The organism is Roseisolibacter agri (assembly GCF_030159095.1).
GTDB lineage: Bacteria > Gemmatimonadota > Gemmatimonadetes > Gemmatimonadales > Gemmatimonadaceae > Roseisolibacter > Roseisolibacter agri.
The window spans coordinates 183,812-200,820 of sequence record NZ_BRXS01000007.1 but is presented as its reverse complement, the minus strand read 5'-3'; the positions used below and the strand labels follow the sequence as shown (position 1 = coordinate 200,820).

General features: G+C 75.1%; 15 protein-coding genes. 3 read left to right on the top strand and 12 right to left on the bottom strand.

Annotated features, from left to right (window positions below):
* Positions 1 to 10: 10 nt before the first annotated feature.
* The 9 genes from rosag_RS21985 to rosag_RS21945 all read right to left on the bottom strand — a co-directional run bounded on the left by rosag_RS21985 (position 11) and on the right by rosag_RS21945 (position 10,567).
* Complete coding sequence (locus tag rosag_RS21985) at positions 11 to 751, bottom strand: PilN domain-containing protein (RefSeq protein WP_284352328.1); 741 nt, start codon at positions 749 to 751, stop codon at positions 11 to 13.
* 34 nt (positions 752 to 785) lie between these two features.
* A complete protein-coding gene (gene pilM, locus rosag_RS21980; RefSeq protein ID WP_284352327.1) occupies positions 786 to 1,844 on the bottom strand; it encodes a type IV pilus assembly protein PilM in 1,059 nt (352 codons plus the stop codon).
* 130 nt (positions 1,845 to 1,974) lie between these two features.
* Positions 1,975 to 3,147: a hypothetical protein gene (locus tag rosag_RS21975; protein WP_284352326.1), complete on the bottom strand. Its 1,173-nt coding sequence runs from the start codon at positions 3,145 to 3,147 to the stop codon at positions 1,975 to 1,977.
* The gene (locus rosag_RS21970) at positions 3,144 to 4,010 is read right to left on the bottom strand and encodes a PulJ/GspJ family protein (RefSeq protein WP_284352325.1); all 867 of its coding nucleotides are present in this window, start codon (positions 4,008 to 4,010) and stop codon (positions 3,144 to 3,146) included. The genes rosag_RS21975 and rosag_RS21970 overlap by 4 nt, the downstream gene beginning before the upstream one ends.
* Before the next feature lie 14 nt (positions 4,011 to 4,024).
* On the bottom strand, positions 4,025 to 4,399 hold the full coding sequence (locus tag rosag_RS21965) for a hypothetical protein (protein ID WP_284352324.1): 375 nt from the start codon (positions 4,397 to 4,399) through the stop codon (positions 4,025 to 4,027).
* 87 nt (positions 4,400 to 4,486) lie between these two features.
* Positions 4,487 to 5,716 (bottom strand): sensor histidine kinase, encoded by a 1,230-nt coding sequence (locus rosag_RS21960; RefSeq protein ID WP_284352323.1) that lies wholly within the window; start codon positions 5,714 to 5,716, stop codon positions 4,487 to 4,489.
* Positions 5,717 to 5,851: 135 nt separating this feature from the next.
* The gene (locus rosag_RS21955) at positions 5,852 to 6,268 is read right to left on the bottom strand and encodes a type IV pilin protein (RefSeq protein WP_284352322.1); all 417 of its coding nucleotides are present in this window, start codon (positions 6,266 to 6,268) and stop codon (positions 5,852 to 5,854) included.
* Between the two features lie 686 nt (positions 6,269 to 6,954).
* Complete coding sequence (locus rosag_RS21950) at positions 6,955 to 8,328, bottom strand: sigma-54-dependent transcriptional regulator (protein WP_284352321.1); 1,374 nt, start codon at positions 8,326 to 8,328, stop codon at positions 6,955 to 6,957.
* Between the two features lie 436 nt (positions 8,329 to 8,764).
* Positions 8,765 to 10,567, bottom strand: a complete 1,803-nt coding sequence (locus tag rosag_RS21945) for a two-component system sensor histidine kinase NtrB (protein ID WP_284352320.1) — start codon at positions 10,565 to 10,567, stop codon at positions 8,765 to 8,767.
* Positions 10,568 to 10,779: 212 nt separating this feature from the next.
* On the opposite strand from rosag_RS21945, the gene rosag_RS21940 reads away from it, so the two are divergent.
* Genes rosag_RS21940 through arfB form a run of 3 tightly spaced genes read left to right on the top strand, consistent with a single transcriptional unit; the run spans position 10,780 to position 13,462 of the window.
* Positions 10,780 to 12,153 carry a hemolysin family protein gene (locus tag rosag_RS21940; RefSeq protein WP_284352319.1) on the top strand — a complete coding sequence of 458 codons (1,374 nt, stop codon included), beginning with the start codon at positions 10,780 to 10,782 and terminating at the stop codon, positions 12,151 to 12,153.
* Positions 12,150 to 13,004 (top strand): class I SAM-dependent methyltransferase, encoded by an 855-nt coding sequence (locus tag rosag_RS21935; RefSeq protein ID WP_284352318.1) that lies wholly within the window; start codon positions 12,150 to 12,152, stop codon positions 13,002 to 13,004. Before rosag_RS21940 ends, rosag_RS21935 begins: the two co-directional genes overlap by 4 nt.
* Entirely contained in the window at positions 13,001 to 13,462 is a 462-nt protein-coding gene (arfB, locus tag rosag_RS21930; RefSeq protein ID WP_284352317.1) for an alternative ribosome rescue aminoacyl-tRNA hydrolase ArfB, read from the top strand. Before rosag_RS21935 ends, arfB begins: the two co-directional genes overlap by 4 nt.
* A 266-nt stretch (positions 13,463 to 13,728) precedes the next feature.
* Here arfB and rosag_RS21925 read toward each other — a convergent pair whose 3' ends face one another.
* The 3 genes from rosag_RS21925 to rosag_RS21915 form a co-directional block, all read right to left on the bottom strand.
* Complete coding sequence (locus tag rosag_RS21925) at positions 13,729 to 14,466, bottom strand: hypothetical protein (RefSeq protein ID WP_284352316.1); 738 nt, start codon at positions 14,464 to 14,466, stop codon at positions 13,729 to 13,731.
* A gap of 89 nt (positions 14,467 to 14,555) precedes the next feature.
* Entirely contained in the window at positions 14,556 to 16,004 is a 1,449-nt protein-coding gene (locus tag rosag_RS21920) for a COG3014 family protein (RefSeq protein WP_284352315.1), read from the bottom strand.
* Positions 16,005 to 16,008: 4 nt separating this feature from the next.
* Positions 16,009 to 17,001: a hypothetical protein gene (locus rosag_RS21915; protein WP_284352314.1), complete on the bottom strand. Its 993-nt coding sequence runs from the start codon at positions 16,999 to 17,001 to the stop codon at positions 16,009 to 16,011.
* Positions 17,002 to 17,009: the final 8 nt, after the last annotated feature.

The window sequence follows — 17,009 nt, the reverse complement described above, 5'->3', positions numbered from 1 at the left end:
GGGGCTCTCCTCAGCGCAGCGGAACGGTGGTCGCCCGCGTCCGCACGAGCCCGCGCATCGGCGTCTCGTACTCGCCGTCGAGCGTGAACTCCGTGACGTCGCGGCCGTCGACGACGACCGCCTCGGACTTCGCGAGCTGCACGCGCTGCACGAACGGCGACGCCTCGAGGTCGCGCATGAACGTCGTCAGCGCCTGGATGTCGACCGTCTGGCCGACGATGCGGAACTTCAGGCCGCCCTTGGCGCTGTCGGCGGCGATCGAGTCGGCCTTGGCGGCGGCCTTGCCCGCCGCGGTCGTGTCGGTGGACTTGCGCGCGGCGGCGGGGCGCGGCGCGCCGCTCGTCTGCTTGACGTTGGTGAGCCAGGTGTAGGCGGGGAGGCTCTGGCTCACCTCATCGAGCACGTGCGCCCAGACGTAGCGGTTGCTGTCGATGGCCGCGATGATCGCGAGCTGCTTCTCCACCGAGTCCCGCTCGGCCAGCGCCTGCTTGCGGTCCTTGATCACGCTGTGGAAGCGCGTCGAGTCGCCGACGGCGGCGGTCTCGCGCTCCGCGAGCTGCTCGGCGTCGCGCAGCTGGAGGACGTGCGCGCCGCCGATGCCGCCGGCGCTGCCGACGAGCATGACGACGGCGGCGGCGAGGTAGCGGTCGCGGACGGCGAGCTTCGCGCGCTCGACGAGCGCCCCGACCGTGGGGCTCGTGCCGCGGCGCGCGGCCTGGCGGCCGGGGAGGAGGTTGACCTCGATGATCATCGGGCGGCTCCGGAGTGGGCGGGACGCGGCGCGGTCACGCGACCTTCCGCAGGGCGAGGCCGAGGGGGAGCATCAGCAGCGGGGCGACGGCGTCGGCGTCGAGGCCGTCGAACGCGCCGTCGCGCACCGCGATGCCGCCGAGGGGCTGCGCCACCTCGACCGAGACGCGGAGCTGGGTCGCGACCGCCTGGGCGAGGCCCGGGATGCGCGCGCCGCCGCCGCACAGGTAGAGCGCGCGGAGCGGACCGGCCGTGCGCGACGCGGACTCGAGGAACGCGGCCGCGCGCTCGACGCCGACCGCGACGTCCTGCGCGTGCCGCGCGACGATGGCGCCGAGTGCAGCGGTGGCCGCGCCACCGGCGTCGCCATGCCCCTGCAGCACGCGCTCCGCGTCGCGCGCCGACAGCCCGAGCTCGCGCTGCAGGTCCTCGCGCACGCGGCGCGTGCCGGCGGCCAGGTCGCGCGTCAGCACCGGCACGCCCTCCTCGAGGATGTTGACGTTGGTGACCTCGTGGCCCACGTTCGCCAGCGCGACGACGCCGGTGAGCGCGTCGGGATAGCTGGTCTCGAAGGCGTTGTGCAGCGCGAAGGCGTCGACGTCGACGACGCGCGGCTTGGCGCCCGCATCCTCGAGCAGGCGGACCTTCGCCTCGACCAGCTCGCGCTTGGCCGCGACGAGCAGCACGCTCATCTCGGGCGCGTCGCCGGCGGGATCGAGGATCTGGAAGTCGAGCTGCACGGAGTCCATGTCGAACGGGACGTGCTGCTCCGCCTCCCAGCGAATCAGCTCCCGCGCGGCGGCCTCCTTCACGCGCTCCATGCGGATGCGCTTGACGATGACGTCGCGGCCGCCGATGGCGACGACGACGTTCTTGGCCTGGTCGGCGGCGGCGGCGAGCGTCTCGCGCACCGCGTCGGCGACGAGCGCCGGGTCCATCACCTCGCCCTCGACGATCGCGTCGTCCGCCAGCGGCGTGACGACGACGCGCGTCAGCTCCGGCACGGCGCCCGAGTGGTCGACGACGGTGGCCTTCACGAGGCCGGATCCGATGTCGAGACCGACGGTCTGCTTGCTCCGACCGAAGATGCGCATGAGCGGGTGAGCGGTGAGGATTTGCAGGGTGATCGCGCGCCGCCGATGCACGTCGGCCGCTTCACGCGCTCAACACGAACGGGGCGCACCGGGGGTAACGGCTGAGGCGTGCGATCCGTCACCTCCTGGCCTACCGTGTGACGGTGACCCCTCCCCGCCTGCCTAGGGACATGACGCGCGAGGCCACCAGCGTGACGGTCGTGACCGCGCAGGACGAGGATTCGACGACGCTCGCGGGGCCCAGCACGACGGCGTGCGCAGCACCCGTCGCGGCCGCGCGCTGACGCACGAGCAGCGCGCCCGTCACGCGCATCGACGCATTCGGAGCGCGCAGCGCGCCGCGCACGATGACGACGCCGGTGATGGCGACGTCGCCCTCCACTTCGAGGTCGCCGTCGACGAGCAGAATGCCCTGCATGCGCGCGGGACCGCGCAGGCGCGTGACCTCTGCGCCACGCACGTGGACGACCGGTGCGACCTCCGTGCACGCGGCCGACGCGCCCGCCCCGCGTCGCGGCTCGCCCCAGCTGCCGACGTCGACGACGCACGCGCCGCCGGCCTCGCGCGGGAGCGGCGAGACATCCGTGCCCGAGGGGACGACGACGTCGGCGCGCTGCACCAGCGCGTCCCACGACTGATCACCGTAGACGTCGAAGGTCGCGTCGTCGCGCGCGGCCGGCGTGACGAGGACGCGGTGCGCGGCCGGCACGTCCGGCGCGACGCCGACGGAATCGGCGTCGGCGCCGATCGCGAGATCGGCGGGGACCGGGAGCGGCGGCGGGCAGTCCCAGCCGGCCGGCGCGACGTCGCCGCCGCGCAGCACCGCGCCCGCGGCCGCGACCACCGCGCCGCCGGAGGTGAGCGCCGCCGGCGGCGCGATCCAGACGCGCGACAGCCGCACGAACGCGCCCGCACGTCGGACGGCGAGCGATCCCGCCCCCACGACGCCGGTGGCGACGCGCGACTCCGCAACGAGCAGGTAGCGGTGCACGTCGAGCCGCACGACGTCGAGGGTCGCGGTGCCGGCGGCGGTCGTGACGCTCACGCGCCGCGTGCCGCCGGGCCGTAGCGCGAGCACCCAGCCCGGGCTCCAGTGGCGCTGCGCCCACGCGACGGCCGCCTCGGACGTCGCACGCGCCTGCAGCGCCGCGACCGATGCCCGGCTGGCGCGCACGCCGTCGCGCATCGTCGCCTCCCCGGCGGTCGCGAGCACCGCGCCGACGGTCAGCAGCACGAGCGCGAGCGGCAGCGCGGTGCCGCGCCGCGTGACGTGCCTCGGACGGGACGACCCGTGACCGCTCATGGCGCGCGTCCCGTGTCGAGCGGCGCGCGCACCACCGCGGAGTCGCGCCAGCGTGCGCCCGGGAACGCGAGCTCGACGCGCGCGACGACGTCGAGGCGGCCGGCGTCGCGCGCGACGACCGAGAGCCCCGGCGCCTGCGCGCTGCGCGAGGCGAGCGGCCCCGCGACCGGCTGCAGCGCGCCGAGTGCGGCGGACCATTCGCGTTGTCCCAGCTGCCAGGTGCCGTCGCCGGCGCGGTAGTGCACGTAGCGGCGTCGCCGCGTCACGCGCACCGGCGCGCCCGCGCTCACCGTCGCCGGCAGCGCGGCGCCCGCGAGGCGGAGCCGCAGCTGCGCGCCCGCCGCGCGCCACGGCGCGAACGGGCCGGTGGCGCACGCGGTCGCGGAATGCTCGACGGCCACGAGGTCGCGCGCGTGCCACGCGTCGTCGCGCACGGTGGGCTGCGCGCCCTCGTCGTGCACGTGGACGACGTCGCCCGCCTCGGGCGCGTCGCTCCACCAGCCGACCGCCGGCGCGCCGGTGGCGACGGACTCCAGCACCTCGACATAGTCGCCGCCGGTGGCGCAGGCCACGCCGCCGCCGACGGGCGCGCGCACCTCGACGGCGGTGTCGGCGACGAGCAGGAGATCGGCGACGTCGGTGGGCGACGGCAGGGCGGTCGCGCCGCGCAGCTCCGCGGCCAGCACGCCCGCGGCCTGGCCGAGCTGCGCGCGCGCCTGCTCGCGCGCGTGCAGGCGGTGCGCGTGACGCAGCAGGTCCACCATCGCGCGCCCGAGCAGCGCCACCGCGAGCGTCGACAGCGTGACGCCGATCAGCACGGCGGGCAGCGAGGTGCCGGCGCGCGCACGCGGCGAGCGTCGCACTCCGGTCGTTGAGATCATGGCGCGCACCCGCGCACCGCCACCAGCCCCGCGCGCACGCCGCCCCGATCGTCCGCGGCGCGCAGCGAGTCCACCAGGATCGCGAGCGAGTCCGCGTCGCGCGACGCGGTCCACGACTCCGCGAGGCCGTCCACGGTGCGCGCGCCCGCGCCGTCCGCGCACGGCGCACCGGCCCACTCCGCCGCGCGCGCCTCCAGCAGCGCGGCGGCGTGATGACGCGCGGCCGCGCGACGCTCGTCGCGCGTGAGCGTCGCCGTGTGCCCGATCAGCGCCAGCGCGCCGGTCGCGAGCAGCAGGAGCGCGACGAGCGCCTCGACGATGGTGTCGCCGCGCGGGAGGCGTGACGGGGTCGTGGCGGTGCGCGATCGCATGGGCGCACGGTACGCCCGGGCGGCTCGCGACCACGCATCACGCGAGCGCGCGGCGGCGCATGGCGCCGCACCGGGCGCTTCGCGCGCCTATCGCCGCAGCAGGAGGTCGAGCTGCTCCTCGCCGGCGTCGGCCGAGACGGCGGCCATCCCCGTCGGCGCGAGGGAATCGGCCAGTGGGAGCACGATCACGAACGCCGCGCCGCCCTCGCGCGCGCGCTGCACCCACACCGCGCCACCCAGCTGGTCCACCGTGCGGGCGACGATCGCGAGCCCCAGGCCGGTCCCCTTCCCTGCGTCCTTCGTCGAGTAGAAGGGATCGAACACGCGCTCCCAGTCCTCGGGCGCGATGCCGGGGCCGGAGTCGGCGACGACGATCTGCGCCACCGCGCGCGGCGCGCGCCCGCCGTCGGAGAGCCACTCGGTCACGCGGCGGTTGCGGCGCGGCGGCGCGATCGTGTCGGGCGCGTCGCCCGCGCGCCGGCGCGCCTCGCGTCCCAGCTCGTCGACCGCGACCTCGCGCGACACGAGCGCGATGGTGCCCGGCCCGCCGTCCATCGCGTCGGCGGCGTTCAGCAGCAGGTTGACGATCACCTGCTCGAGCTCGTGCCGCTCCGCGAACACCGCGGGCGTCGGGTCGGCCAGCTCGGCCTGCACGGTGAGGCGGCGCAGCACGCCCTGGTCGCGCAGCAGCGCCACCGCGCCCTCGAGCACGCCGTTGACGCTCACCATCGCCGGCGTGATGCGGCGCGGACGGGCGAAGTCGAGCAGCCCGCGCACGATGCGGTCGATGCGCGCGCTCTCGCGCTCCAGCGCGTCGAGCACCGGCGCCAGCTCGGGCTGCGAGGCCGTGCGCGCGCGCAGCACGTGGGCGTAGCCGTTGATGGCGGCCAGCGGGTTGCCCACCTCGTGCGCGATCCCCGCCGCCATGCGCCCCACGGTCGCCAGCTTCTCGGCGCGCGCGCGCTGGGCCTCGCCCGCGCGCATCCGGTCGGCGAGCGCGCGCGTGCGCGCGGCGAGCGCCTCGACGTCGGCGTCGGGCGTGCCGTCGACGGCCACGCGGGCGAGCGGGCGCTCGACGTGGCGCCGCACCCAGAGCCAGGCCGCGAGCGCACACACCGCGGCGCCACCGAGCGCGATCGCCACGGGTGCGGCGTCCGCGCGCACGGCCACCACGCCGGCCACGGCGACGCCCAGCCCGATCGCGCCCGCGACGCCCGCGGCCCGCAGGGCCAGACGCGCGCGCGGCACCGCGCGCTCGGAGGCGTCGGTGCCGGGATCGGTCGGGGGGACCGGAGCTGGTCGGGAGGCGGTCGTCATGGCGCCGCGCAATGGACGACCGACCGGGCCGGTTCGCAATCGGGGGCCCAGTCGCGAGGCCCGAATGCGCGATGGGGCGGCCTCCCGGAGGAGACCGCCCCATGCGCGTCGAGCGGGTGCTGCGTCAGCCGAAGCTTACCAGCAGGCGACCACGCCCTCGGCCGTCACCGCAGCGTTCGGCGGAGTGACGCCACCGGCGTAGATGCCGCAGTTCTTCGTCGCGCCGACGCTCGTGACGCGGTTGTCGACCAGCGAGGCGCTCCAGCCGCCCGCGGCGCCCGTGACCGACGGCGTGACCTGCGCGCCGCCCGAGACCGTCCAGCTGTACGGGGCGAGCTGGATGTCGGCGAGGCTGGCGTACGTGTTCTTGTCCGCGAAGTACGACTCCTGCGCCGAGGCGAGGTTCTTCAGGTCGGACTTCATCTGGGCGATGTACGCCTTCTCCTTCGTGTTCGCGAACTTCGGGATCGCGATCGCGGCGAGGATGCCGATGATCACGACGACGATCAGGAGCTCGATGAGCGAGAAGCCCTTGCGGTTGTTGGTACGCATGACGCGCGACTCCGGTGTTGGGGGGGACGGTGGTGCGAGGCGGTACTGCGTGGTCCTGCGTGGTCGATCCGAGTCGTGATATCGGCGGCGCCCGTCGCGGACTTGAGTGTCGTCCGGGTCTCGGCGAGCGCCCTGACTCGCGGTGTTCTGCGCGTCGTGCCGCATGTCGCGACCGATTCACGCCGTCGCATTGGGCAGCGGCCGTGCCGCGTCCGGCACGCCAGGATAAGCCACGCTCCCGCAAGCACTTGCATCATTCCACCGCACGGCGGTGCGGCGTTCCGCGCCTCGCTTTTTGCACGACGCCATGCAGCTTGCGAGAGCATTTCGGCGTCGCCGCGGCTTGCCTCGTGGCACGTGCGCGCGCGGGCCGTGTCGCGCGCCAGAACGATCATGGCCGGCGGTGTGACGACGTCTCGGGCGGCGGGCCGCGAGCTCCGGGCTGCGTCCGTGCTCCGTCGTGCTGGACCTGTCCCCGTTTGGGGAGGATGCGGATGCTGCGGATGGGAACGGATCATTCGGATCGCTCCGCGTGGCGGCGACGCTCGATGCACCGAGCGGAGCGATCCGCAGCATCCGAGTCATCCGAAGCATCCGCATCCTCTCCAAAGGCCGAACGGCCCCGGCACGCCGAAGCGTCCCGAGGCCGTTCACGAGGCACGCAGCCCGCCGCCCGCAGCCGCCGCTCAGGCCTCCACGCCGTACCGCGCCAGCTTCCGATAGAGCGTCGACGGATCGATCCCCAGCACCTCGGCCGCGCGCGACTTGTTGCCGCCCTCGTTCTGCAGCACCCACGTGACGTACGCGCGCTCGATCGCCTCCAGCGTCGGCGACGCCGGCGTCCGCTCGGCCACCAGCGGCTCCACCTTGCGGGCGGTGATCTTCTCGGGAAGCGCGGTCGCGGGGATGACGTCGCCCGGCGTCAGGATCACCGCGCGCTCCATCGCGTTCTCCAGCTCGCGCACGTTGCCGGGCCACTGGTAGGCGACCATCTCGTCCAGCGCGCCCGGCGCCAGCGTCTTCGCCTCCTCGCCGCGCAGCTGCGCCGCGCGCCGCAGGAACGAGTCGGCGAGCAGCGGGATGTCGTCGCGCCGCTCGCGCAGCGGCGGCAGGTGGATGGCGATGACGTTGAGCCGGTAGTACAGGTCTCCGCGGAACGTCCCGCGCCGCACCTCCTCCTCGAGGTCGCGGTTGGTGGCCGCCACGAGTCGGACGTCGATCGGCACCGGCTCCGTGGCGCCGACCGGGATCACCTCGCGCTGCTGCAGCACGCGCAGGAGCTTCACCTGCGTCGCGGGCGTCGTCTCGCCGATCTCGTCGAGGAAGAACGTCCCGCCCCCGGCCGCCTGGAAGAGGCCCTGCTTGTCCTTCACCGCGCCGGTGAACGAGCCCTTGGTGTGGCCGAACAGCTCCGACTCGAGCAGCGACTCGGGGAGCGCGCCGCAGTTGATGGACGCGAACGTCGCGTCCGTGCGCGCCGACTGCTCGTGGATCCAGCGCGCGACGACCTCCTTGCCCGTGCCGCTCTCACCGGTGACGAGCACCGTGCTGTCCGTGGGCGCCACCGTCTCGGCCATGCGCAGCGCCTCGCGCCATGCACGCGCCGCACCCGCGGGCGGGACGACGCCGGTGCGGTCGCGCCGCTTGATCTCCTGCGTCAGCCGCTGGTTCTCGACGCGCAGCGTGCGCGTCTCCGCCGCGCGGCGCACGATCGCCACCAGCTCGTCGTTGCGGAACGGCTTCTGGAGGTAGTAGAACGCGCCGTCGTTCACCGCCTGGATGGCGCTCTGCAGCGTCGCCTGCGCGGTCATCAGGACGACGGGGAGCGTGGGGTCCTGCGCGTGCGCTGCCGCGAGCAGCTGCAGCCCGTCGACGCCGGGCATGCGGACGTCGGAGACGACGATGTCCGGGCGCATGGTGGCCAGCGCCTCGAGCCCCGCCCTTCCTCCGTGCGCGACGTGGGGCGTGAAGCCCTCGGTCTTGAGGAGGATCCGGACGGAGTCGAGGATCGACGTCTCGTCGTCGACGACGAGGACGGTGGGTCGGACGGCGGTGCTCATGACGTGGCCTCGGTGGCGCGCGTGCTGAATACTCTCAGTGCGTGTTCGTGCGCGGGCGTGGTGGGTCGCGCCGGCGCGGCGGGGTGACGGCGGGCGTCGGCTCCCGCCGATCGCGGCCGCTGCGGAGCCGCCGCGCACGGAGTGCGCGCGTCTCCTTGCTGCGATCGGAGGTCGCCTGTGCCCGCCGTCGCCCCTTCGCGCCCCCTGCGTGATCGCGGCGCACTGGCTATCGCCTCGATGCCGCGGCGATGCACGCGCGCGGCGGTCGTGGGGTGATCGCCGAGCGACGCTGCGTCGCCAGCAAGGAGACCCGATGCGCGACGCGCGATCGGGGCTCCGCAGCGTCCGGCGACGCCCGGAGCCGGCGGGCACCCCACGACCGCCGCGCGGGCGCGACAGAGAACGCCCGGGCTTGAATCCGCCCGCGCCAAAGAGCTCATGCGACCGCGCGATGGGCCACGGCGGGCGTGGGCATGTACGGGCGGCTGTCTCCGAGCGTGGGCTCGGCGTGCGCCGTGGCCCGGGGCAGCAGGATCGTGAATCGCGCGCCGGTTCCGTCGCCGCCCCCCTCCACCAGCACCACGCCGCGGTGCGACTCCACGGCGCGCTGGACGACCGCGAGTCCCAGCCCGCTGCCGTCGCGGCGCGTCGTGAAGAACGGGTCGAACAGGCGGTCGAGGAGCTCGGGCGCGATGCCGCCGCCGTCGTCGGAGACGTGGAGCGCGACCGCGCCGTCGGGGAACGAGAGGCCGCCGGGCAGCTCCTCCGGGTCGGGGGCCTGCACCTCCAGCCGCACGCGTCCCCCGCCCTGCGGATGCGCCGCGGCCGTCGCCTGCACCGCGTTCAGCGCCAGGTTGAAGAGCGCGCGGTGCAGCAGTTCGGGATCGCCGTCGATCGCGGGCGTGTCGTCGGGCACCGCGACGTGCACGCGCACGTGCTCCGCCGCCGGATGCGCGGCCGCCAGCCGGCCCGCCTCGCGCGCCACCGCGCCGGCGTCCACGCGCTCGACGCGCGTCACGCGGGCGCGCGCGAAGTCGAGGAACTCCGACAGCAGGCGGCTCAGGCGGTCGCTCTCGCGCACCGTGAGCCCCGACAGCGTGCGGACGTCGTCCGCGTCCTCCTGATCGAGCGTGCCCTCGATGCCGCGCGTCGAGAGGCGCGCCAGCTGCTCGACGGCACTGCGGATGGACGCGAGCGGGTTCTTGATCTCGTGCGCCAGCGACGCGCTCAGCTCCGCCACCGCCTCCAGCCGCTGCGCGCGCAGGTGCAGCGCCTCCACGCGCTTGCTCTGCGTGATGTCGGAGAAGATGGCCGTGCCGGTGCCGGACGCCTGTGGGGCACCGGCGACGCCGGCCGCGGTGGATCCGTCCGACACCGTCGTCGTCACGCCGATGAGCGCCGTGAACTCGCCCGCGCGGATGTCGCCCTCGGCCCGCGTGGTGCGCTCCCCGCGCGCCGCGGCGCGGAACAGCACGTCCGCGAGCACCGGCGCGACGCGGCCGATGTCGTCGAGGACGGGCCGACCGAGTCGGGACGCGAGGTCCAACTGCAGCAGCGCGGACGCGGCGGGGTTGGCGAAGAGCAGCCGCCCCTGCGCGTCCACGGTCACGATCCCGCTGCGGATGTTGCGGAGGATGTCGGTCGCCTCGACGCGCGCGCGGGCCAGCGCGGCGGCCAGCCGCTCGCCGCCGACGCCCGCCTGTCGCAGCCGCGCGCCGACGTAGCCCGCGCCCAGCGCGACGATGGCGAACACGCACGCCTGCAGCGAGAGGCCGAGCGTGGTGCCGCCCGGCCGGAGCCAGACGACGTCCGCGCCGTAGAGCGCCGCCGCGACGACCGCCGTCGCCAGCCCGCCGCCCACCGGCAGCAGCAGCGCGGCGACCGCGATGACGAGGATGTAGACGGGGGTGAACTGCGAGCTGGCGCCGCCCGTCACGTGCACGACCGCCGTCGTCAGCACGAGGTCGATCGCCGACTGCGCGGCCATCAGCGGCGTGCCCGGTCGGCGCCGCAGCACCTCCACGCGCCACCAGGCCGCGGCGGTCCAGGCGGCGGCGAGCGCGAAGGCGACCGCCACGATGCGCGTGTCGTCGCGCGCGGCGCGCTCCCACACGAACACCGCCGCCAGGAAGAGCGCCGTGACCACGACCAGCCGGCCGGCGTGCGCCCAGCGCAGCACGGCGCGGGGCTCCAGCGTGACCTGGCGGGTGAGGTCGGTAGATTTGGGCGTCTGGCGCACGGCGGGGGACGGCGGGCGGCGTCCCGGGCCCCGGGCGCACGGGCAGGCCGCCGTGCCGCGGTGCAGATTGCCGGGGCGGCCGTCGCCCGGTCGTCGCGACCGTGGGCGGGCGCGCGGCGGCGGGCGGAATGCAAGGGACTGCCTGAGCACGGGTCTCGCATTTTGCGAGACCACTCAGCGGCAGGACGAACCAGGCACGGGAGGGTTACGCGGTGGCGTCGGAAGAGGCGTTGTCGTTGGGCGGCATCGGGCTCCGACTGGGAGCGGTGCTCGTGCTCGTGCTGCTCAACGGCTTCTTCGTCGCCGCGGAGTTCGCCCTCGTGGCGGCGCGCCGCTCGAAGATCGACCAGATGGCGGCCGAGGGGGACGGCAAGGCGCGCGTCGTCCAGGGGGCGCAGGAGCACCTCGACCGCTACATCTCGGGCACGCAGCTCGGCATCACGCTCGCCTCGCTCGCCCTCGGCTGGATCGGCGAGCCGGCGCTCGCGTCGCTCATCGACCGCGGGCTCGGCGCCCTCGGCATCGTCGATCATGCGGCGCCGGGGGTGAGCGCGGCGGCGCACAGCGGGGCCGCGATCGCCGTCGCGTTCGCGATCATCACCTTCCTGCACATCGTGCTCGGCGAGCTGGCACCCAAGTCGCTGGCGCTCGCCGCGCCCGAGGGCGTCAGCCGACACATCGCGACGCCGCTGATCCTCTTCTCGCGGCTCATGAAGCCGTTCATCGCGGTGCTCAACGGCGCCGGCAACGCGGTGCTCAAGCCGTTCGGCATCCGGCCGGTGGGCGAGGGCGAGCACGTGCACTCCCCCGAGGAGCTGCGGCTGCTCGTCATGCAGGCGCGCGCCCACGGCACGCTCGACGAGAGCGACTCCGCGATGCTCGCCGGCGTCTTCGACTTCCACGAGAAGAAGGCGTACGACGTCATGCGCCCGCGCACCGAGGTGGTCGCGCTCGACGTGGACGCGACCGAGGACGAGGTGTGGGCGGTGCTGCGCAGCGAGCGCTACTCGCGCTATCCGGTCTACCGCGACACGCTCGACGACGTGATCGGCGTCTTCCTCGCGAAGGACCTCTGGCTGCGCGCCGACGACGAGGCTCCGTTCCGCCTCGAGGACTACCTGCGCGAGCCCGCGTACGTCCCCTCGACGCGCGCGGCCGAGCGCGTGCTGGACGACCTGCGGCGTACGCGCGCGCACTTGGCCGTGGTGCTCGACGAGTATGGCGGCACCGCCGGCATCGTGACGATGGAGGACCTGATCGAGGAGGTCATCGGCGACATCAACGACGAGTACGACCAGCGCGAGCGCGAGGCCGTCGAGATGGACGGCGTGCTGGAGCTGGCCGGCTCGATGTCGCTGGTGGACGTGCGCTCCGACTACCACCTCCCGATTCCCGACGGCGACTGGACGACGCTCGGCGGCTACACGTTCAGCGCGATCGGGCGGCTGCCGCGCGTGGGCGACCGCGCGCCCTTCCCCGGCGGCGAGCTGGAGGTCGTGGCGATGGACGGCCGCCGCGTCGCCGCCGTGCGCGTGCACCGCGCCGGTGCGGCCGCCGCGCGCACCGACGGAGCGGCGCGCGCATGAGCGCCGCCCTGCGCCAGTCCATCCTCGCGCTGGCGATCGTCACGACGGCGTGTCGCGGCGGCAGCGCGACCCCGGCCTCGCGCGCCGACTCCGCGCCCGCGGCGCGCGCCGACGCCGACACCACCGCGGCCGCCGACAGCATCACGCCGCGTCGCGCGTCGCGTGGCGCCGCGGCCGACCGCTTTCCCACCCCGAGCCGTCCGGTCTCCGACATCGTCGCGCCGCGCTGGTCGAGCGAGGAGTCGCGCGACGACGCGGGCGAGGCGCGCCAGGTGCTCGACCTGATGAAGGTCGGCCCCGGCACCAACGTCGCCGACGTGGGCGCGGGCGACGGCTACTACACGGTGCGCGTGGCCGAGCGCGTGGCGCCGAAGGGCACGGTGTGGGCGGAGGACATCGAGGCCGACTACCTGCGGCTGCTCCAGCGGCGACTGCGCACCACGCCGCAGCCGAACGTCGTGCTCACCCTCGGCGAGCCGCACGATCCGCGGCTGCCGCCCGACGCGGTGGACGTCGCGCTGCTGATCCACATGTACCACGAGATCGAGCAGCCCTTCGGCCTGCTCTACAACCTCTGGCCATCGCTGCGGCCGGGTGCGCGCGTCGGCATCCTCGACACGACGCGTCCGACGAACCAGCACGGCACGCCGCCCGCCCTGCTAAAGTGCGAGCTGGAGGCGATGGGCTACCGACAGACGAGCTTCCACCAGACGTCGCCGAACGAGTACCTCGCAGTGTTCGCCGCGCCCGAGAACGAGGCCGCGCTGACGGCGCCCGACCGCGTGAAGGGCCGCCTGGACGCGCTGGGCTGCGACCGCATCGCGCGCCGCACCGCGGAGGGCGGCGAGTGAGCGCGCCGGTCCCGCCGACGCTCGAGGAGGGTGACGACGTCCTGATCGTGAGCCCCGCACTCGCGATCCCGCGCGCGGAGCTGGACGCGAAGGCCACGCGCGCCGGCGGCCCGGGCGGGCAACACGTCAACACGTCGAGCACGCGCATCGAGCTGCGGTGGAACGTGCGCACCTCGCGCGCGCCGAGCGACGCGCAGCGCGAGCGGCTGCTGGAGCGGCTGGCGTCGCGGCTGGACGCGGACGGCAACATCCGCGTGGTGGCGAGCGAGCATCGCAGCCAGCGGCAGAACCGCGACGCGGCGGAGGGGCGGCTCGCGAACCTGGTGCGCGCGGCGCTCGTGGTGCCGAAGGTGCGGCGGGCGACCAAGCCCTCGCGCGCCGCCAAGGCGAAGCGCCTGGACGAGAAGAAGAAGCACTCCGACAAGAAGCGCGAGCGACGACGCGGGGTGGACGACTAGGGATAGTCGCGCCGGCGGGGGCGGCGCGGGCGGGCTCCGGCTCCCAGCGATCTCACGCTGCGGAGCCTCGTTGCTGTGCACGAGTCTCCTTGGTGATCTCGCAGGTCGCCTCTGCCCACCCACGCCGCCCCCGCCTACAAGCATCATCGCGTCAGCTAACGCTCCGCGCTCGGCGCTCACTCTCTCCCGCCGCGTGGCCGGCCCCGCACGCCCGCTGCCAGCCGCGCCGAGGAACCCGCTCGCCGCTCGCCGCTCGACGCTCTCAGTTACCGCCCGCCAACCGAGACACCGATCTGGAACGTCCAGAGATCGCCCTCGCTCCGGATCTTGTCGTACTGCACGCCGCCGCCCGGCAGGTCGGTGATGCCGCCCTCGCGCAGGTAGGTCACGCGGCCGTTCCGGTGGTAGCGTGCGCCCAGGTCGAGGAAGAACAGCGAGCGGGCGTTGCGCGCGACCGGGATCAGGAGGCCGCCGCCGCCGCTCATCGCCCACGTGCCGTCGGTGGCGTTGTTGTCGCTCGCGATCTCCTGGTCGCTGTCGCGGTCGCGGATCGAGGAGTTCGTGTTGAACACCGCGAAGCCCACCGAGCCGGTCACGTACGGGCGCACGGGGCCGCGCGGCACCATCAGGTGCGGGCCGACGCCCGCCCAGAAGATGTTGTTGCGGGTCGTGAGGTCGACGGTGACGCGGCCGACGTTGTCGTTCCACGGGATGCGCTTCGTCTCGGAGCCGTACTGCACGAAGCCCGCGTCCACGCGCATCGCGAATGCGCCGCTGCCGCCCAGGCGATAGAGCGCGTGCCCCGAGGCACCGATGCCGTCCGCCACGTACTGCCGGAACTCGTGCACCGGCTGGCCGAGCGAGAGCGCGACGCCGCCCTGGAAGCGCGGCTCGCCACCGTTGGTCGCGGGCCCGAGCGAGTCGATCGTGAACGTGGTCTGCGCGGCAGCCACGGCGGGAAGCAGCAGGGCGCCGAGCAGCGCGGCGGGGGGATATGGGCGCATGGGGATGTCCGGTGGATGGAGCCGACCCTGACACGACGCGACCGCGACGCGCGCGGTTTCGGGGGATCGGACGCTGATCGGTCGCGTGCTCAGATGCCGGCGTCGGCGACGTGCGCCGCGGCGGGCGCATCGTCCCGCCAGAGTCGTACGGGGAACAGCGTGAGACCGCCAGCGACCACCTGCACCACGCCGAGCTGGCGCGTGTGACCGCCGACGTCGACCGCGAGTGGCTGCGCGCCGGCGGGCAGGCGCAGCCGCACCACCTCCAGCCGCGCGGGCAGCAGGTGCCACGAGCGCGTGTCGGCCTGCTCGACCAGCGTGCCGACGGACGCGACGAGATCGCCGAGCGGGCGCGCGCGACGGCGCGCCTGCGCGACGATCGCCTGCCGCACGGCGGCGCGCGCCACGAGGCGCGTCACCAGCCAGCTGCGGTCGCGGCGGAAGTCCGCGGCCACCGCGTCGGACAGGTCCGCGCGCAGCAGCACCGGCGTCCGCGACAGCCCGACCGACTCCGCGCCCAGCCCGCGCCACGCGCTGACGATGCGCACGACGGCGTCGGTGGGCGACACGAGGCCGGCGAGCGGCGCGACGTCGCGCGCGCGCCGCAGCGCGGGCCATGCGAGCGCCAGCAGGCTGCCGCCATGCGCGCGCCGCCTCGGCGCGTCGTCGTCAAGCGCGAGGACCGCCGGCACGTCGTCCGACCAGAGGGCGCCGTCGCCGAGCGCGGCGCCCAGACGCGTCGCGAGCCGCGCCGCGTCGTCGTCGGCGCTGTCGCCCGCGACGCGCAGCTGCATCCGCGTGGAGACGCGATGTGCGACGAAGCCGCGCTCGATCAGCACGACCACCTCGCCCGTCGGCGACCCCACCGCACGTGTCGCGCGTGCAGGCTCCGGCAGCAGGCCGTCGGCGCCCAGCGTGCGCGCGTTGCGATAGGCGACGGCGGCGTCCTCGCGCTCGCCGGCCATCTCGAACGCGACGCCGCTGAGGTAGCGCAGCACGGCGTGCGTGGCGCGCTCGCGCGGATCGGCCGCGGGTCCCTGGCGCTCCAGCAGCGCGCCGATGCGGCGCGCCTCCACGGCCGCGCCCTCGCGGTCGCCCGCCTGCGCGTACGCGAGCAGCGCGTACTGGTGCGCGAGCAGGACCTCGTTCTCGCCGGGCACGTACGGGAGCGCGCGGTCGCTCGACGCGAGCGCCAGCGCGCCGCGCGACAGCCGCCACGTCACGCGCTCGTCGGCGAGGGTCGCCGCCCGCTCGAACGCCGCGGCGCTCTCGCGCCAGCGACCCGCGTAGTACTCCGTCGTGCCGGCGTAGAGCGCGCGCAGCAGCGCATCGTCCGGCGCGCCGCGCTGCGGATCGGTCGCACGCGCCACCGCGTCGTCCCAGCTTCCGGCCGACAGCGCCGTGCGCAGCGCCTGCTCCGCGGCCGCGAGCCCCGTGGCCGTCACCGGCTGCGGTCGGACCGCGGCGGGTGTCGGTAGCGTGCACGCGCCCAGCAGCAGGGCGCCGCACGCGAGGAGGGTCGCGGTCCGGGGGCGCATGGGGTCAGCGCGCCTGGCGCTCGAGCACGATGATGCGCTGCTGCGCGCGCGCGATCGCGTCGGCCAGCTTCGCGTGCGCGTTGCCGATCGCGTCGATGCGCTGCAGCTCCAGCTGCTGCAGGAAGCGCTGGTAGCGGATCAGCGCCTCCACGGGCCGCAGCTGCTGGTCGAGCAGCGTGGCGATGCGGTACTGCAGCATCGCGTCGTCGGGAAGCAGCACGAGCGCGCGGTCGTAGCGATCCAGTGCAGCTGTTCTGTCACCGGCAGCGACCATGGCATCGCCCTCGCGCACGAGCGCATCCGCCGTCGCGCGTGCACGCCCCACACGCGTCGCGTCCTCGGCACGCTGCACGAGTCGGACGCCCTGCGGCTCGCGGTAGCCGATGGCGCCCACGCGGCCGTCGGCCAGCTGCACCATCGCGATCTCACCCGCGGCGTCCGACGGCGCGGCCTGCAGCGACGGCGCGCTGAGCGTCGTCACGGGGCCGCTGCGGCGCGCGCGCCAGGCGGCCGGCGTGGTGCGCGTCGCGGCCAGCACCTGCGCCTCCGTCATGCCGAGCGTGACCTCGCCGCGCGCCAGCGCCGCGCACACGTCGGGCGCGCAACCGGCGGTCGCGATGGCGGTGATGGAGTCGCGCGTCTCCGCGGTCGCGAGCTGGGTCGCGAGGATTCGCGCGCCCGCCGCGGCGGCCACGCTGTCGGTGAGCGGCACGCGCTCCCCGGTGACGAGCACGGGGCTCTCGTGCACGACGCGCGGGCCGTTGCAGCCGCCGAGCACCAGCGCGCCGAGCAGCGCGACCACGACCGCCCAGCCGCCGATCGCGGTGGCGACGAGCGGCGCGCGCGTCGCGGGCTTCGATGCGACCTGCATGAGGAGCGACACCTGGGCCTCGGGAGTGAGGAGGACGGTGGGGGCGAGCGCGTGGACGCACGGCGCGGCGTCGGGCACGCGGCGGGGCGTCACGGCCGCCGCGACGTTCTCGGGATGCGTGATCATGGGAGTGG

Bases quoted from the DNA above. Each gene is read 5' to 3' on its own strand.
- rosag_RS21985 (WP_284352328.1), bottom strand. From the start codon at position 751: ATGATCATCGAGGTCAACCTCCTCCCCGGCCGCCAGGCCGCGCGCCGC.
- pilM (WP_284352327.1), bottom strand. From the start codon at position 1,844: ATGCGCATCTTCGGTCGGAGCAAGCAGACCGTCGGTCTCGACATCGGA.
- rosag_RS21975 (WP_284352326.1), bottom strand. From the start codon at position 3,147: ATGAGCGGTCACGGGTCGTCCCGTCCGAGGCACGTCACGCGGCGCGGC.
- rosag_RS21965 (WP_284352324.1), bottom strand. From the start codon at position 4,399: ATGCGATCGCGCACCGCCACGACCCCGTCACGCCTCCCGCGCGGCGAC.
- rosag_RS21960 (WP_284352323.1), bottom strand. From the start codon at position 5,716: ATGACGACCGCCTCCCGACCAGCTCCGGTCCCCCCGACCGATCCCGGC.
- rosag_RS21955 (WP_284352322.1), bottom strand. From the start codon at position 6,268: ATGCGTACCAACAACCGCAAGGGCTTCTCGCTCATCGAGCTCCTGATC.
- rosag_RS21950 (WP_284352321.1), bottom strand. From the start codon at position 8,328: ATGAGCACCGCCGTCCGACCCACCGTCCTCGTCGTCGACGACGAGACG.
- rosag_RS21935 (WP_284352318.1), top strand. From the start codon at position 12,150: ATGAGCGCCGCCCTGCGCCAGTCCATCCTCGCGCTGGCGATCGTCACG.
- rosag_RS21925 (WP_284352316.1), bottom strand. From the start codon at position 14,466: ATGCGCCCATATCCCCCCGCCGCGCTGCTCGGCGCCCTGCTGCTTCCC.
- rosag_RS21920 (WP_284352315.1), bottom strand. From the start codon at position 16,004: ATGCGCCCCCGGACCGCGACCCTCCTCGCGTGCGGCGCCCTGCTGCTG.
- rosag_RS21915 (WP_284352314.1), bottom strand. From the start codon at position 17,001: ATGATCACGCATCCCGAGAACGTCGCGGCGGCCGTGACGCCCCGCCGC.